The organism is Mycobacterium kyorinense (assembly GCF_002101735.1).
Classification (GTDB): Bacteria; Actinomycetota; Actinomycetes; order Mycobacteriales; family Mycobacteriaceae; genus Mycobacterium; species Mycobacterium kyorinense.
Map to the genome: position 1 here is coordinate 14,942 of NZ_LQPE01000027.1, position 15,117 is coordinate 30,058.

The window sequence follows — 15,117 nt, forward strand, 5'->3', positions numbered from 1 at the left end:
CTGTAACCTGTTCTAGTTATGACGGGAGATAGCGCCGTGACAGTTCCGGACGAGCCGCTCGGCAGCCACGTCCTGGAGCTGCAGGTCGCCGACGTCGTCGCCGAGACCGACGACGCGCGGTCTCTGGTGTTTGCCGTCCCCGACGGCGTCGAGATCCCCGCCGACCGGCTGCGCTATGCGCCGGGCCAGTTCCTGACGCTGCGCATTCCCAGCGAGCGCACCGGCTCGGTGGCGCGCTGCTATTCGCTGTGCAGCTCGCCGTTCACCGACGACGCGCTGACCGTCACCGTCAAGCGGGACAGGGACGGGTATGCGTCGAACTGGATCTGCGACCACGCCCACGCCGGCATGCGGATCCACGTGCTGGCGCCGTCCGGCAACTTCGTGCCCAAGACCCTCGACGACGACTTCCTGCTGATCGCCGGCGGCAGCGGGATCACCCCGATCATGTCGATCTGCAAGTCGGCGCTGTCGGAGGGCAGCGGGCAGGTGGTGCTGTTCTACGCCAACCGCGACGACCGTTCGGTGATCTTCGGCGACGCGCTGCGCGAACTGGCCGCCAAATACCCCGACCGGTTGACCGTCGTGCACTGGCTGGAGTCATTGCAGGGGCTGCCGAGCGCCACCGCGCTGGCACAACTGGCCGGCCCCTACACCGACCGGCAGGCGTTCATCTGCGGGCCCGGGCCGTTCATGCAGGCCGCGCGGGAGGCCCTGGATGCGCTGAAAGTGCCTGCGGCGCAAGTGCATATCGAAGTGTTCAAGTCGCTGGAATCCGATCCGTTTGCCGCGGTGAAGATCGAGGACGACGGCGACCAGCCGCCGGCCACCGCGGTGGTGCAGCTCGACGGCGAAACCCACACGGTGTCGTGGCCGCGCGGCGCCAAGCTGCTCGATGTGCTGTTGGACGCCGGCCTGGACGCGCCGTTCTCCTGCCGTGAGGGTCACTGCGGCGCGTGTGCGTGCACCCTGCGCAAGGGAAAGGTGACCATGGAGGTCAACGACGTCCTGGAACAGCAGGACCTCGACGAGGGCCTGATCCTGGCCTGCCAGTCGCACCCCGAGACCGATTCGGTCGAAGTCACCTACGACGAATAGCCGCGAGCGTTAGGTTCTCTTGGTGATCAAGCAGCTGGGTGCGGCACTCACGGGTCTCGTGGCGGCGTTGGTTTTAGCGCCCCCGTCGTCGGCGGCGAGCAATACCGCCACCACGTTGATGCCGGTGGACGAGGCGACCCAGCTGGAGACCCGCGTCCTGCTCGACTGCCATAAGCCGACCGGCAGCTGCGATTTCACCGTCGGGGCAGACTTGCGAACGCCAGATGGGGTGACCGGATTCCCGTCGGATCTGTGGGCCCGGCAAAGCACCGAATTCCGCTCACCGAACCGGATGGCCTACCTCGACGTGCACGCCGACGGTCAGTACGAGCGGATCATGAAGCAGGGCGGGACCGACGTGATGACCGACATCTACATGGGCGAGGGCCCGCCGGAGAAATACCAGAGCAGCGGCCGGATCGACTCCACCGACTGGCACAACGGGCAACCGAAGACCGACGTCAGCGTCATCGTCTGCACCCACATTCAAGTGGTCTACAGCGGGGTCAACCTCACCTCGCCCAGTACTTGCGCGCAGACCACCTTCTCGTAGAGCGCGAAATTGCGCTCAGTGTCGTGATTTTCCAAAGATCACGACCCTGGTCGCGATCTCGCGAAAGGCTGACTAGCGCGGCAGGCCGAGCAGCCGCTCGGCGGCCAGCGTGAGCAGAATCTGCTCGGTGCCACCGGCGATCGTCAGGCAGCGGGTATTGAGGAAATCCTGCACGGTCGCGTCCTCGACGAGGCCCGCGCCGTCGGTCAGCTCCATCCGGTATTCGGCCAGCGCCTGTCGGTAGCGCACCCCGATCAGCTTGCGCACACTGGATTGCGCGCCCGGATCCTGGCCGCCGACGGCCAGCTGGGCGATCCGCTGGTCCAGCAGCGCACCGGCTTGCGCGGTAATGATCAACTGCCCCAACCGATCTCGCTGAGCGTCGTCGAGATCGCGGTCGGCCACTGCCTTGAGTAGTTCCTCCATCGGGTTTCCCAGCGCGGTGCCGGTGGCCATCGCGACTCGCTCGTTGGCCAGCGTGGTGCGGGCCAGCCGCCAGCCGTCGTTGACCGTGCCGACGACCATCTCGTCGGGCACGAACACGCCGTCGAGGAAGACCTCGTTGAACAAGGCGGCGCCGGTGATCTCGCGGAGCGGCCGGATTTCGATGCCCGGCGAACTCATATCGACCAGGAAGTACGTAATCCCTTTGTGTTTCGGGGCGTCGGGGTCAGTGCGGGCCAGGCACACACCCCACTGCGCCTTGTGCGCCGACGACGTCCACACCTTCTGCCCGGTCAGTTTCCAGCCGCCGTCGACCCGTTCGGCCTTGGTGCGCAGCGACGCCAGGTCTGAGCCGGCGCCGGGCTCGGAAAACAGTTGGCACCAAAAGATTTCGCCGCTCAGGGTGGCCGGCACGAAGCGCTCGATTTGTTCGGGCGTGCCGTGCTCCAGGATGGTCGGCGCGGCCCACCAACCGATCACCAGGTCGGGCCGGGCCACACCGGCGGCGGCCATCTCCTGGTCGATCAGCAGCTGCTCGGCCGGCCCGGCACCGCGACCGTAGGGTGGCGGCCAGTGCGGTGCCAGCAGCCCCTTTTCGGCCAGCGCCGCCTGGCGCCTGTCCTCGGGTAGCGCCGCGACTTCGGCGACGTTGGCGGCGATCTCGGGTCGCAGGTCGGCGACGTCGCTCAGGTCGATGGACAGCCGGCGGCGGGCCCCGGCCTGGGTCAGCGCGGCGGTGCGGCGCAGCCAGCGCGCCGAGCCGCCGAGGAACTGCCCGATGCCGTAGGCGCGGCGCAGGTAGAGGTGGGCGTCGTGCTCCCAGGTGATCCCGATGCCGCCGAGGACCTGGATGCAGTCCTTGGCGTTGGCCTTCGCCGCCTCGATGCCGACGCTCGCGGCGATCGCCGCGGCGATGCGCAGCTGCTCCGGGTCGGCGGCGGCGTGGGCGGCATCGGCGGCGGCGACGGCGGCTTGCTCGGCGCGGCACAGCATCTCGGCGCAGATGTGCTTGATGGCCTGGAAACTGCCGATCGGCTTGCCGAACTGCTCGCGCACCTTGGCGTAGGCGACGGCGGTGTCCAGCGCCCAGCGGGCCACCCCGGCCGCCTCGGCGGCAAGCACGGTCGCGGCCAGGTCCTCCAGGTCAGGCGCGTCGAGCACCGTGGCCGGCGCCGATGTCAGCACCACCCGCGCCAGCGGCCGAGAGAAGTCGGTGGCCTGCAGGGCTTCGACCGTCACGCCTTCGGCGGTGGCGTCGACGAGCAGCCACGTGTCGCCTGCGGGTAGCAGCAACAGGCCCTCGGCGTCGGCACCCAGCACCCACGGCAGGCTGCCCGATGCCCGCGAACCGTCGAAGTCCACGTCGCCGACCAGCGCCACCCCGGCGACGCGTTCACCGGATACCAACGCCGGGTCGCGCACCACCAGGGTGGCCAGCGCCGTCGTCGCCACCGGGCCGGGGACCAGCGCCTTTGCCGCCTCGTCGACCATCGCGCACAGATCGTCGATGGTGCCGCCCGCGCCGCCGCAGTCCTCGGGAACCGCCACCCCGAACAGCCCCAGCCCGGCCAGGCCGTCGTACACCGGTCGCCAGGCCTCGGGCTTGCCCTGCTCGATGTCGCGGATCGCGGCGGTGGTTCCCGCGCCGCTGGCCCAATCGCGCACCAACTCACGCGCCGCGAACTGTTCGTCGGTGATAGTGGCTGGCACGTTGAGGCTCCTCGGTTGACTAGAACGTGTTCTAATAGTGCCAGCGATCGACCGTCAAGTCGAACGCCATCGCAGCAGGATGCACCGGTGTCCGGCTGCAGCGAGATGGGAAATTCGCGCTCTGCGTGCGTATCGTTTGAGCGGGAACGCAACACGAAGGAGCTGCCCGTCACATGTCGTCGCCAGCGAACGCCAATTCGGGCCGCTCCGGGGATGCACAGCCCCGTGAGGTCATGAACGTGGCGGTTTTGGCCGAGTCCGAACTCGGGTCCGAGGCGCAGCGGGAGCGTCGCAAACGCATCCTGGACGCGACGCTGGCGATTGCCTCCAAGGGCGGCTACGAAGCTGTCCAGATGCGCGCGGTGGCCGACCGGGCGGACGTCGCGGTCGGCACGCTGTACCGCTACTTCCCGTCGAAGGTGCATTTGCTGGTCTCGGCGCTGGGCCGCGAGTTCGAGCGCATCGACGCCAAGACCGACCGGTCCACGTTGACCGGTGGAACGCCGTATCAGCGGCTGAATTTCATGATCAACAGGCTCAACCGTGCGATGCAGCGCAACCCGCTGCTGACCGAGGCGATGACCCGCGCGTACGTGTTTGCCGACGCGTCAGCGGCCGGCGAGGTCGACCACGTCGAGAAGGTCATCGACTCGATGTTCGCCCGCGCGATGGCCGACGGCGAGCCGAGCGAGGAGGAGTACCACATCGCTCGGGTGCTCTCGAACGTGTGGACCTCCAACTTGCTCGCCTGGCTGACCCGTCGGGCATCGGCGACCGACGTGAGCAAGCGGCTGGATCTGGCGGTGCGGCTGCTGATCGGCGACCAGGAGCACCCCAAGATCTAACCCGGCGGCCCGGCCGTACGCCCGCGGACCAGTGTGGTTTCCAGCAGTTCGACGGCCGGGTGGTTGCCGTCGCCGTGCAAGAGCTCACCGGCGCGACGGCCCTTGTCCAGGCTCGGCTGCGCAACCGTGGTCAGGCCGCGACGCCGCGCTTCGGGCACGCCGTCGAAGCCGGTGACGGTCATCTGCCCCGGCACATAGGTGCCCCGGCCGCGCAGGTAGTCCATCGCCGAAAGGGCGAGGACGTCGGCGGTGCACATCAGCGCGGTGATGCGCGGGTTGGCCTGCAACGCCACCTGCGCGGCGACGCCGCCCGACGTGGGCGTGTGCTCGTAGCTTTCGACGACGGTCAGCGACTCCGGGTCGAGGCCGGCGGCGGTCATCGCGTCGCGCACACCGTGAATGCGTTCGGCTTGCACCTGAAATGTGGCAGACCTCAGGCGTGCCGCGTTGACCACCCCTTCGCGGCGGTCCCGCCGCAGCCGCATTGTCAGCAGCCCGATCTGCCGATGGCCCAATCCGAGCACGTGGTCGGCAAGCTCACGCATCGCCGCCCGGTCGTCGATGCCGACCCGCGAGGTGCCGGGGACGTCTTTGGGCTGGTCGACCACGACCACCGGCAGCCGTCGCTGCAGCGCGACCTGCAGGTAGGGGTCGTCGTCGGACACCGAGTACACCACGAATCCATCGACGCCCGCCGCGAGCACTGATTCGGACCCCTTGGCCACCGAGCGGCTCGGCCCGACGGCGATCAGCATCAGTCCCTGGCCGCGCTCCTCGCACGACTGTGCCAGTCCCGCAACGAAATCCAGCGCGGCCGGGTCGCTGAACGAATAGGTCAGCGGTTCGGTGCTGACCAGACCGACCGCGCCGGCCTTGCGGGTGCGCAGCGACCGCGCCACCGGATCGGGACCCGGATACCCCAGTCGTTTCGCGGCAGCCAGCACCCGCTCTCGCAATTCGGGCGACAGTTGGTCGGGCCGGTTGTAGGCGTTGGAGATGGTGGTCCGCGACACCTTGAGCTCGGCGGCGAGCGATGCCAGGGTCGCCCGCCGTCGCGGCGTGGGACTCATGCCCCGTGAGGCTACCGGCTCAGCCCCGCCCGCCACGGGCTACCGGCCGCGCGGGATCGGAAATCCACTCCGACCACGAGCCTGGAAACAACGCCGCGTCCACTCCCGCGGCGGCCAGTGCCGCGACGACCACCGACGCGGTGATCCCCGAGCCGCAGTACACGCCGGTGTCCGCGCCGTGTTTCCCGACCAGCTCGCGCAGCTCCTCGTAGGGCAGGAATGTGCCGTCGGTGCCCAACAGGCTGGTGCTGGGCACGTTTCTGGCGCCCGGGATGTGGCCGGCGACCGGGTCGACGGGCTCGACGTCACCGCGAAAGCGTTCGGGCGCTCGGGCGTCGAGCAGCACGTCCGCGACGGCGACCTGCTGTGCGGTCAGCGTGCGCCGGGCTCCGGCATACAGGTCACCGTGCGGCACCGTGGCGTCTCCCGGCTCGGGTGTGACCATGCCGGCCTCGAGTGCGCCGCCGGCCGCAATCCACGCGCCCAAGCCGCCGTCGAGGATGCGCACGTCGTCGAGCCCGGCTGCCGTCAGCACCCACCAGGCCCGCGCCGAACCGGCCCGATTCCAGTCGTCGTAGGCCACCACCGGCACACCTCGACGGACGCCCCACCGTCGCGCGGCCGCCTCGACGCTGCGTCCGGAGGGCAGCGGATGGCGGCCCCGCCCGCTGACCGTGTGATCGGTCAGCTCCTCCTCGAGCGACACGTACACCGCGCCCGGAATGTGGCCTTGCCGGTAGGCGGCCCGCCCGTCCGGCTGGCTGAGCTGCCAGCGCACATCGAGAATCGTGACCGGCTGACCTTTCTCGATGCGCTCCGCCAACTCGGTCGCGCTGATCAAGACCTCGGCACGCGTGCTCTCCACAGCCCTAAGCTAACGTCCGTGGCCTCCGTGGATCTCAACGCCGACCTGGGCGAGGGCTTCGGCGTCTGGCGCCTCGGTGACGACGACGCCATGCTCGGCATCGTCACCAGCGCCAACGTGGCGTGCGGCTTCCACGCGGGCGACCCGGCCGGGCTGTTGCGGGTCTGCCGCGTCGCCGCCGAACGCGGTGTGCGCATCGGCGCCCAGGTGAGCTACCGCGACCTGGCCGGCTTCGGCAGACGCTTCATCGACGTCACCGCCGACGATCTGCTCGCCGACGTCGTCTATCAGATCGGTGCCCTGCAAGGGTTGGCACAGGCCGCCGGCTCGGCGGTGTCCTACGTCAAACCCCATGGCGCGCTGTACAACACGATCGTCACCAACCATGCGCAGGCCGCCGCGGTCGCCGAGGCGGTGCGCGTGGTGGACCCCGGGCTGCCGGTGCTGGGCCTGGCGGGCTCGGCCTTTTTCGACGAGGCCGCGCAGCGCGGCCTGCGCACCGTGCCGGAAGCTTTCGCCGATCGCGCCTACCGGGCGGACGGCCGGCTGGTGTCCCGCCGCGAACCCGGCGCTGTGTTGCACGACCCGGCGGCGATCGCCGAGCGGGTGGTGGGCATGGTGACCAAGGGCTCCGTCACCGCGGTCGAAGGCTCGACGATCGACATCCAGCTGGAATCGGTGTGCGTGCACGGTGATTCACCGGGCGCGGTGCAGATCGCCGAGGCGGTCCGCGACCGGCTGAAGGCCGACGGCATCGACCTGAAGGCATTCAGCTGATGCGGCTGCGGCCCGGGCGCCCGGACATCGCCCGGTATGCCCATCGCTTTACCGTGCCGACTGCGGATTCCGGTGCGCCGCTGGCGGTGACGTGGATGGGGGTCTCGACGCTGCTGCTCGACGACGGCTCGTCGGCGCTGATGACCGACGGCTACTTCTCCCGCCCCAGCCTGACGCGCATCGCGCTGCGCAAGGTGGCGCCCTCGCCTGCCCGGGTCGACGGCTGCCTGGCCCGGGCCAAGGTGTCGCGGCTGGAGGCCGTGATCCCGGTGCATACCCATATCGACCACGCGTTGGACTCCGCGCTGGTCGCCGACCGCACCGGTGCGCAACTGGTCGGCGGCGAATCGGCAGCCAACGTGGGACGCGGGTATGGCCTACCGGCCGAGCGCATCACGGTCGCGGCGTCCGGCGAGCCAATTGTGTTGGGCGCCTTCGAGTTGACGTTGATCGAGTCGCAGCATTGCCCACCCGATCGGTTTCCCGGTGCGATCACCGCACCGGTAGTCCCGCCGGTGAAGGCGTCGGCGTACCGCTGCGGGGAGGCCTGGTCGGCGATCGTGCACCATCGACCGTCGGGCCGGCGGTGCGTGATCCAGGGCAGTGCCGGTTTCGTCAAGGGCGCGCTGGCCGGGCAGCGCGCCGAGGTCGTCTACCTCGGCGTCGGACAGCTTGGCCTACAGCCGGAGGGCTACCTCGTCGACTACTGGACCGAGACGGTGCGCGCGGTGGGTGCGCGCAGAGTGGTGCCGATCCACTGGGACGACTTCTTCCGGCCTCTGTCGAAACCGTTGCGGGCGTTGCCATATGCGGGCGACGATTTGGATGCTTCGATGCGCGTGCTCGACCGGCTGGCCGCAGATGACGGAATCGCACTGGATATGCCGACGGTGTGGCGACGCGAAGACCCCTGGAACTGAAGAACATTGACCTTACTTCTTGCGCTGCTGCTTCTTGCTGTCGTGCTGGGGTTCGCGGTGGCCCGGCCGCGGGGATGGCCGGAGGCGTTCGCCGCCGTTCCCGCCGTCGTCGTGCTGCTCGGGGTCGGCGCGATCTCGGTGCATCAGGCCGTGGCCGAAGTGGCCAGCCTGGCGCGGGTGGTCGCATTCCTGGGCGCGGTGTTGGTGCTGGCCAAGCTGTGCGACGACGAAGGCCTGTTCGAGGCGGCCGGCGCGGCGATGGCGCACTCCCGTTTCGGGCCGCAACGGCTGCTGCGGCAGGTGTTCGTCATCGCCGCCGTGATCACCGCAGCGCTGAGCCTGGACGCCACCGTGGTGCTGTTGACTCCGGTGGTGCTGGCGACGGTCCGGTGGTTGGGGGCGCCGGTGCGCCCACATGCGTATGCCAGCGCGCATTTGGCCAACGCCGCCTCGCTTCTGCTTCCGGTGTCGAACCTGACCAACCTGCTCGCTTTTCACGTGGCCGACCTGTCGTTCGTCAAATTCACAGTGCTGATGACGCTGCCGTGGCTGGCGGCGGTCGCCAGCGTGTACGCGGTATTCCGGTGGTTTTTTAGGCGTGACCTTTCCGTGATGCCGGAGCGGCAGGAAATCGGGCCGCCGGCCCGGCCGCCGGTGTTCGTGCTGGCGGTGGTCGCGCTGACGTTGGCGGGGTTCGCGATCGCCGAAGCTGCCGGCGTGGCACCGGCCTGGGCGGCGTTGGCCGGGGCTTCGGTGTTGGCGGTACGCAGCCTCGCTCGACGGCACACCTCGGTGGTAGAGATCGTGCGCGCGGTCAACGTGCCGTTCCTGTTGTTCGTGCTGGCGCTCGGCGTGGTGGTGCAGGCCGTCATGCTCAACGGGTTCGCCGACGGGATGCGGGCGGTTTTGCCGGCGGGCTCGGGCCTGCTTGCATTGCTGGGCATCGCGGCCGTTGCGGCCGTGCTGGCGAACATCGTCAACAACCTGCCCGCGACGCTGGTGTTGGTGCCGCTCGCCGCGAGTAGTGGGCCGGCGGCGATCCTGGCGGTGCTGATCGGGGTGAACATCGGACCGAACCTGACCTATGTCGGATCGCTGTCGAACCTGCTGTGGCGCAGGGTGTTACGCCGCCACGACGTTCCAGCCAGCGTCGGCGAATACACCCGGCTCGGGCTGTGCACGGTCCCCACTGCGCTCGTCGCGGCGGTGCTGGCGCTGTGGGTCAGCGTGCGACTGCTGGGCGTTTAGTAGCTGGCGATCTCTTTCACCAAGCATTCATCACCGAATACGTTGAGCGACAAGGAATACCAGCATATCATGTCGACGCCCTGATATGAGTCTGGGCGTCGACCTGGGCGCTCTGGGGTGTCTACGGGCCACGGAAGGCGACGGCGTGCATGGAGATCGCCAAAGACGCCTACCAGGCGGCCCGCAGAATCATTCGCCGCTGGTCACGCAAGCAAGCCGCCTACAGCGATGTCGGCAGCGGTTTCCGAGCGTAGTGGTACCGCGGACGGCCTACCGGACTGTGCAACGTCGCAATAGCAAGTTCGGCACCATTCTTTGCCGCCGAACTCGCCAAAGCCATCCCCGCACACGTGCCGGCCGCAATAGCCGAGTACTCGCTCAACCGCGCTCGCGAGGCGAGGGTCACTGCCCGCTGGGTCCGTGTGTGAGGTCACGAATTTTCTGGGCATAGTCGGCTTCGATTCGGTTGATTGCAGCGTCCATGCGTTGCAGGCGTTGCTGATAGAGCGCGGCCTGTTCAGCGCGGGTGATCTTCTCGGCGGTCAACATGACGTGGACCGCTGGGTCGTCGATGGTGGCCGGAACCGACCAGTCCCTGGGATCAGTCACGGTAGTGAACGTGTCGGTGTCCACCGCGTAGCCCTCGGATTCAATACGGCCGATCAAACGGATAAAGGGCTGGCGGCGCTCGTCGATGACATGTTGGCCTTCGCTCATCAGGTCGGCCATCCGGGTCAACGTCACCGAGATCACCCGCAGCGTCTCGATCTCCGCACTTACCTGATTCTCGACTTAGCTGCGGGTGATGGGCGCATCGGCGGGCGTCTGATCGGTCAGCGCCCGGGCCCGTTCGATCAGATCACCCAATACCTCGCATGCCGCGGCGCCAATTACGCGATGCCCGAGGTCCTGTTCGAGCGCCTGCCGGCGTTGCTCCAATACGCGGCGCATTACATGCAGAGTCTTCACACCGCATCGCCTCGTCGATGATGATTCACCGCCCGGCCAGCTATAAACCAGGTACCTAACACCATTGACCGGCCAACGACGAATCGAGGGTAATCACCGGCTGCCGCTCGACGACCCGCCGGCCCTTGCCCATACCTTGCGCTTCCGGGCGCGGTGGCGCCCCGCCGGTTCACGGCGGGATCGGTTTTGCCGCATCAGCTGGTGCTGGGACGACGGTAAACTACTGCCCAAACCGCACGGCAACCAGCTGGGCACGAGGTCGGACAACGGGAATGGGCGACAATTTGCAGGTTGACCCGGTGCAGGCCCGGGTGGCAGGCGAGCACGTCGACACCCATGCCACGAATTTCCTGGCCGGACACGCGGCGGCCCATGAGCGCATCGCTACTACCCAGAGTGGGTTTATCGGGGAGTCTGCGGCGGCGTTAGCGGAGTTGACGGAGCACTGGAAAGACGAGACCGCCGCTCATCACCGCGAACTGTGTGAACATGCCGACAAGTTGCGCACCGCGGCGGCGAAATATGAAACCACCGACACCGACGCGGGCGCGACCATTGAGGCTTCGGTGGCCGATCTGGCCCAGCGCATGAGCATGGGGATGTGACGCGGGTGGGGCTGTGCATCGCCGATCTGCAGGAGTGGGACGCCGAGCAGATCAGCGAGTTCGCCGAGGCTGCTGCAGCGCGTGCACGGCACAGCCGCGAAGCCGCGCAAAACATTCCTAACCTGCCGGTGTTCACCACCTGGCACGGTGAGGCAGCCAGCACCGCTCAAGAGGGGCTGGCCAAGACCGGCGGCAAGATGGAGCTCTCGGCCCAAGATGCGTTCAAAGTCGCGCTGGGTGCTGGGCACGCCGCTCAGGAAGTCGCGGCGGTCAAAAAGGAACTGGCCGATATTTTCGCTGAGGCCAACGCCATGCCGGCCGTGCACATCGACACTAAAACCAACACGGTGAGCCCACCGGACACCACCGGGTGGGCCGATGAAGATGTGCAGAAGGTCAAGACCAAAGTCGAAGAGCTGCAACACAAAATCTCAGCACTGCTGCTCAAAGCAGAGAAAGCCAACACCGATTTGGCCGCCGTGCTGCGCGCGGGCACCGGAACCCAGACACCCGATGGGCAACCGTCGGGCGATCCGCCTTCCGACCCGAACGCGCCGAACGCTAAATCGACACTGGACGACCTCGGCCGCGCCAACAACCAGGCCGTCGTGGACGCCATGGCCCGGGTCAAGGCGGCCCAAAAGGCTCTCGATGAGGCCTCGAAAGCGGCGTACACGCACGGCGCGGGCAGCCCCGAGGCCCAGGCCGCGCTGGCCAAACTGTCGGAGCTGAAAAAGAACCTCGCCACCGCTCTCGATGACCTGGGCAAAATCCCCAACTACTCGGGCATCGACCCCAAATCGGTGACCATCGGCCCGGACGGCAAGCTGCTGTTCAACTACACCCTCAACGGCCAAACGATGCAGGTGACCGGTTCACTGAAAAACGGCACCGGCGAGATCTTCGACCAGGGCACACACGCCTACTACACCTACAAAGACGGCAAACTCGTCGGCACCCGCATCCTCGATGAGGGCCGCGCACTCCCCGACGACCAGCTACTCCAGAACGCCGTCTTCGGCGCGGTGGGCGCCGGCCCCACCGCTATGGCCGGCAAAGCCGGCGCCGAAGCCGCCTGGCAAGGACTTCGAGCACTGTTCACCCGCGAAGCCCTCGCCGGCATCACCTCCGACAACGTGCTACCCCGCGCCCTCTCCGCAGCGGAGATCCGCGCCTCGATGGCCACCGCGGAACTAGACGGCCACGCTCCGGTACCTCACGCCCCGGTCGGTCCCGCCGCCGAACACCCCACTCCCTTACCCGCGGGCGACCATCCCGCACCACCGGTCACTCACGACCATCCGCTCCCTGAAAGCGGCCCCCACGATTCGCCACTACCGGGCGGCGATGGCGCACACCCGCTGCCTCCTGAACCTGCGACATCCGGACCCGCATTCACCCTGGACAACCCGCTCGATCACATGGCCCCAGAACTGCGGGCATTGTCCGAACAGCACCTCACTGGCAGTGGCGAAACGGTTCTTGGGCCATATAGTCCGGTGGGAGGTGGTCAGTCATACATCGATGTCGCACAGCAACACGGAGCCAGTTACTTCGACATCGGGGAAGCATGGAATGCTGCCACCCCCACCGAACGGCTGGCAGCGAATCAGCATGTGCTCGATATGGCAATCGCCAACCGCGACAGTATCACCTTGTCGGTGCCATTCAGTACGGTCAGGCCGGACACCTACACGGCAGCTGAAATCAGGTACCTAGAATTACATGGGTATCGCCAAGTAAGTGAAACCAGATGGGTTCCATCCGGCGGAGGTAGCTAGGAATGAAAACGCTCTTAGAGTACTTTTTGAAGTACTTCGACTTGCTGTACCTAGATCCGCGTTATCATATTACCGATTCGAAGACCCGCGGCCTAGAGGATACTGATGCATCCCTCCGACTTACTAGTCCGATACTCAGTTGGAACTTGACCAATAACCGCGGGCAATTCGAGCTGACCGTTGCACCTACCGATCGGGCGACGGCGGAAAACTGGTTCTGGGTCTCGCTGGTCAAACAGTACTTGGATGGTGACGACGAGATTGAATACCTCTCTGCCGCGAAAGAAATCGAATGGCTGCGAAAAAATAGCAGTCGCGTCGAGCAGCTATTTTCTGACAAGTCGGTCGACACCGCATGCGAAACCCTCAGGACATTGCGGCAATTCAACTCAGATCGGTACTGGACGCGTTGGAGGCAACAGGAGGGGCTCACCTAATCGAGGCCCCACTCCTGGGATAATACTTTGGTTCCACCAACGGGGAGCACCGAAATGAAGACCCTCTTAGAGTTCTATCTGAAGTATTTCGACTTCCTGTATTTGGATCCGCATTATCGCATTACGAATTCCAGGACCGGGGGTGTTGCAACGATCAACGCCTCATTGACACTCACAGGACCTCTACTTAGTTGGCAGCTCGCTAATGACCGGGGACAGATGCAGTTTTATGTCGCACCAACTAAGTTGAATGCACCCGAAAACTGGTTCCGCCTCCCGGTAATTCGCCAGCATCTTGATGGGTACGACGAGACGAACAGGGTTCCTGCGGAGGAGACAGTGGCGTGGATTCGCGATAACCTGGGTCGCATAGAAGATCTGTTCTCAGACTCTTCAGCCGTTCAGTCATGTAAGGCAGTTACTGAACTGGAAAACGCAAATGCAATTAAGTATTTTGGTCCGCCCAAGACATAGGTCGAGGAAGCCAAGCCACCAGCGGTGCTTCTGGCCCGTTTACGTCATAAACGACCCCACCGCGCTCCCGTCCGGCTGGCACATCGAGCAATCGCAAGCCGCCCCCTGGTTCCACCAGCCCGGCGGCGGCACACAATACAGAATCATCGCGCCACCCGGAGAAAAGGCGTCCGTGGACAGGTTGGTTGAGTTCGGTTACCTGAAAGTGGTTGGCAAATGACGAATGATTTCAGCCGATTGTGTTCGGCGTGGATTGAATGGACCGGCATGCTCCGCATGCCTGGCGTATCAGTCTCGACTGAGTGCGGCGACTGCCAGGTCAGCTTCATCTCCGATGACCAATCTTTTCACCTACGTCAAGATGACAACTGGTGGATTGTTGACGAAGTCGACGATCGCAACAAACGCTATAACGCGACCGCTACACTATCCACATTCCAGTTGGCGGAAAAGTACCTCATTTGGAGATGGGCCTCGTTTACTCGGAACGCGCTACGGCTAGAAGCCTTCGGGCCTCAATTGTACAAGCAAGGGTACAGCAGCGATGTAAGTTTGGCGCCGGCTGAAAGTGAATGGCGCGTTGAGTTGCAGTCGTCCGCCGGCAATGCGATTCTGCCTCAATCGGATGCCACGATATTTAGCCATCTGATACTGAAATCGGTGGATGAGATTGAAGAGATGGTAATGAATGGCGTCGGTCGATAATAGTGGGAGCTGTAGAAAACCCTCTGGATAGGCGACATCACAGAATTCGTCAGGTGGTGATTCCTAGGGAGGGCCAATCAATGGTAGATTTCCCGCGCTTATCGGCGAACTGGTACCAATGGGCACCGGGGATTGGTGGCGGCGATATATCCGTCTCGACGGACTGCGACGACTGCGAGATCCTATTCGGTTCCGGTGACCATTCGGTACACCTTCGCAATGACCGATCCTGGTGGGTAGTCGATACGGTGGACGACCGTCACCACCGACAAAATGCGATTGCTAAGCTGTCGACCTTCGATCTAGCAGAAAAGTACCTAGTCTGGGACTGGGTGACTCTCGCGCGTTCCAGCCTTGCGTCCGGGTCGTTGGGGGCCGATTTGTACAGGCAGGGTTATGCGCCCGGAGTCGAGGTTTCCGAATTAGGTGATGGACACATTAAAATATGCTTGAATGGCGACTGCGCTATTTTGATCTCAGGTACCGCAACGATCTTTAGCCACCTCATGTCTAAATCAGTGGATGACATTGAGCAGATCGCTAACAAAGCCTGACCCTGGCGTTCATCTGACGTAGGCATTAGTGGGTGAGATAGATAGATCGCGAAGTGCGGCAT

The 15,117-nt window shown here is 65.5% G+C and carries 16 protein-coding genes and 1 pseudogene; 12 read left to right on the forward strand and 5 right to left on the reverse strand.

Going from position 1 to position 15,117, the window contains the following annotated elements:
- Positions 1 to 18 precede the first annotated feature (18 nt).
- Together AWC14_RS04880 and AWC14_RS04885 are read left to right on the forward strand one after the other, a co-directional pair.
- Positions 19 to 1,098, forward strand: a complete 1,080-nt coding sequence (locus tag AWC14_RS04880; protein WP_045384150.1) for a ferredoxin--NADP reductase — start codon at positions 19 to 21, stop codon at positions 1,096 to 1,098.
- 25 nt (positions 1,099 to 1,123) lie between these two features.
- Positions 1,124 to 1,651 carry a hypothetical protein gene (locus AWC14_RS04885; protein ID WP_193393846.1) on the forward strand — a complete coding sequence of 176 codons (528 nt, stop codon included), beginning with the start codon at positions 1,124 to 1,126 and terminating at the stop codon, positions 1,649 to 1,651.
- 72 nt (positions 1,652 to 1,723) lie between these two features.
- Here the strand turns inward: AWC14_RS04885 and AWC14_RS04890 are convergent, their stop codons facing one another.
- A complete protein-coding gene (locus AWC14_RS04890; protein ID WP_045384153.1) occupies positions 1,724 to 3,805 on the reverse strand; it encodes an acyl-CoA dehydrogenase family protein in 2,082 nt (693 codons plus the stop codon).
- 239 nt (positions 3,806 to 4,044) lie between these two features.
- On the opposite strand from AWC14_RS04890, the gene kstR reads away from it, so the two are divergent.
- Positions 4,045 to 4,650: a cholesterol catabolism transcriptional regulator KstR gene (gene kstR / locus AWC14_RS04895; protein WP_162267215.1), complete on the forward strand. Its 606-nt coding sequence runs from the start codon at positions 4,045 to 4,047 to the stop codon at positions 4,648 to 4,650.
- Here kstR and AWC14_RS04900 read toward each other — a convergent pair.
- A complete protein-coding gene (locus AWC14_RS04900) occupies positions 4,647 to 5,720 on the reverse strand; it encodes an Rv3575c family transcriptional regulator (RefSeq protein WP_057003373.1) in 1,074 nt (357 codons plus the stop codon). The genes kstR and AWC14_RS04900 overlap by 4 nt on opposite strands.
- A 19-nt stretch (positions 5,721 to 5,739) precedes the next feature.
- The gene (locus tag AWC14_RS04905) at positions 5,740 to 6,585 is read right to left on the reverse strand and encodes a sulfurtransferase (RefSeq protein WP_057003372.1); all 846 of its coding nucleotides are present in this window, start codon (positions 6,583 to 6,585) and stop codon (positions 5,740 to 5,742) included.
- An 18-nt stretch (positions 6,586 to 6,603) separates the two neighbouring features.
- Between AWC14_RS04905 and AWC14_RS04910 the strand changes: the two genes are divergently transcribed.
- The 3 genes from AWC14_RS04910 to AWC14_RS04920 are packed head-to-tail and all read left to right on the forward strand — an operon-like array spanning position 6,604 to position 9,530.
- On the forward strand, positions 6,604 to 7,362 hold the full coding sequence (locus AWC14_RS04910; RefSeq protein WP_045382892.1) for a LamB/YcsF family protein: 759 nt from the start codon (positions 6,604 to 6,606) through the stop codon (positions 7,360 to 7,362).
- Positions 7,362 to 8,282: an MBL fold metallo-hydrolase gene (locus AWC14_RS04915; RefSeq protein ID WP_045382890.1), complete on the forward strand. Its 921-nt coding sequence runs from the start codon at positions 7,362 to 7,364 to the stop codon at positions 8,280 to 8,282. Before AWC14_RS04910 ends, AWC14_RS04915 begins: the two co-directional genes overlap by 1 nt.
- A 6-nt stretch (positions 8,283 to 8,288) precedes the next feature.
- Positions 8,289 to 9,530 (forward strand): SLC13 family permease, encoded by a 1,242-nt coding sequence (locus tag AWC14_RS04920; RefSeq protein WP_045382888.1) that lies wholly within the window; start codon positions 8,289 to 8,291, stop codon positions 9,528 to 9,530.
- A 402-nt stretch (positions 9,531 to 9,932) separates the two neighbouring features.
- On the opposite strand, the gene AWC14_RS04925 is transcribed toward AWC14_RS04920, so the two are convergent.
- Both AWC14_RS04925 and AWC14_RS28530 read right to left on the reverse strand, forming a co-directional pair.
- Positions 9,933 to 10,259, reverse strand: coding sequence for a hypothetical protein (locus tag AWC14_RS04925; RefSeq protein ID WP_142281556.1), 327 nt, complete (start codon positions 10,257 to 10,259; stop codon positions 9,933 to 9,935).
- 63 nt (positions 10,260 to 10,322) lie between these two features.
- On the reverse strand, positions 10,323 to 10,499 hold the full coding sequence (locus tag AWC14_RS28530; protein WP_211282289.1) for a hypothetical protein: 177 nt from the start codon (positions 10,497 to 10,499) through the stop codon (positions 10,323 to 10,325).
- Positions 10,500 to 10,771: 272 nt separating this feature from the next.
- Here AWC14_RS28530 and AWC14_RS04930 point away from each other — a divergent pair, with 272 nt between their 5' ends.
- The 6 genes and pseudogenes from AWC14_RS04930 (at position 10,772) to AWC14_RS04955 (ending at position 14,501) form a co-directional block, all read left to right on the forward strand.
- Entirely contained in the window at positions 10,772 to 11,104 is a 333-nt protein-coding gene (locus AWC14_RS04930) for a WXG100 family type VII secretion target (protein WP_045382886.1), read from the forward strand.
- A complete protein-coding gene (locus AWC14_RS04935; RefSeq protein ID WP_052425662.1) occupies positions 11,101 to 12,885 on the forward strand; it encodes a hypothetical protein in 1,785 nt (594 codons plus the stop codon). The genes AWC14_RS04930 and AWC14_RS04935 overlap by 4 nt, the downstream gene beginning before the upstream one ends.
- A gap of 146 nt (positions 12,886 to 13,031) precedes the next feature.
- Positions 13,032 to 13,322 (forward strand): hypothetical protein, encoded by a 291-nt coding sequence (locus AWC14_RS04940; RefSeq protein WP_235216002.1) that lies wholly within the window; start codon positions 13,032 to 13,034, stop codon positions 13,320 to 13,322.
- A 54-nt stretch (positions 13,323 to 13,376) separates the two neighbouring features.
- The gene (locus AWC14_RS04945) at positions 13,377 to 13,796 is read left to right on the forward strand and encodes a hypothetical protein (protein WP_081968258.1); all 420 of its coding nucleotides are present in this window, start codon (positions 13,377 to 13,379) and stop codon (positions 13,794 to 13,796) included.
- A gap of 40 nt (positions 13,797 to 13,836) precedes the next feature.
- A pseudogene (locus AWC14_RS04950) lies at positions 13,837 to 14,016 on the forward strand (glycohydrolase toxin TNT-related protein); the annotation flags it as partial.
- Positions 14,013 to 14,501, forward strand: coding sequence for an Imm61 family immunity protein (locus tag AWC14_RS04955; RefSeq protein ID WP_082632548.1), 489 nt, complete (start codon positions 14,013 to 14,015; stop codon positions 14,499 to 14,501). The pseudogene AWC14_RS04950 and the gene AWC14_RS04955, both read left to right, overlap by 4 nt.
- Positions 14,502 to 15,117: the final 616 nt, after the last annotated feature.

Bases quoted from the DNA above. Each gene is read 5' to 3' on its own strand.
- AWC14_RS04955 (WP_082632548.1), top strand. From the start codon at position 14,013: ATGACGAATGATTTCAGCCGATTGTGTTCGGCGTGGATTGAATGGACC.
- AWC14_RS04930 (WP_045382886.1), top strand. From the start codon at position 10,772: ATGGGCGACAATTTGCAGGTTGACCCGGTGCAGGCCCGGGTGGCAGGC.
- AWC14_RS04945 (WP_081968258.1), top strand. From the start codon at position 13,377: ATGAAGACCCTCTTAGAGTTCTATCTGAAGTATTTCGACTTCCTGTAT.
- AWC14_RS04900 (WP_057003373.1), bottom strand. From the start codon at position 5,720: ATGAGTCCCACGCCGCGACGGCGGGCGACCCTGGCATCGCTCGCCGCC.
- AWC14_RS04915 (WP_045382890.1), top strand. From the start codon at position 7,362: ATGCGGCTGCGGCCCGGGCGCCCGGACATCGCCCGGTATGCCCATCGC.
- AWC14_RS04880 (WP_045384150.1), top strand. From the start codon at position 19: ATGACGGGAGATAGCGCCGTGACAGTTCCGGACGAGCCGCTCGGCAGC.
- AWC14_RS04925 (WP_142281556.1), bottom strand. From the start codon at position 10,259: ATGGCCGACCTGATGAGCGAAGGCCAACATGTCATCGACGAGCGCCGC.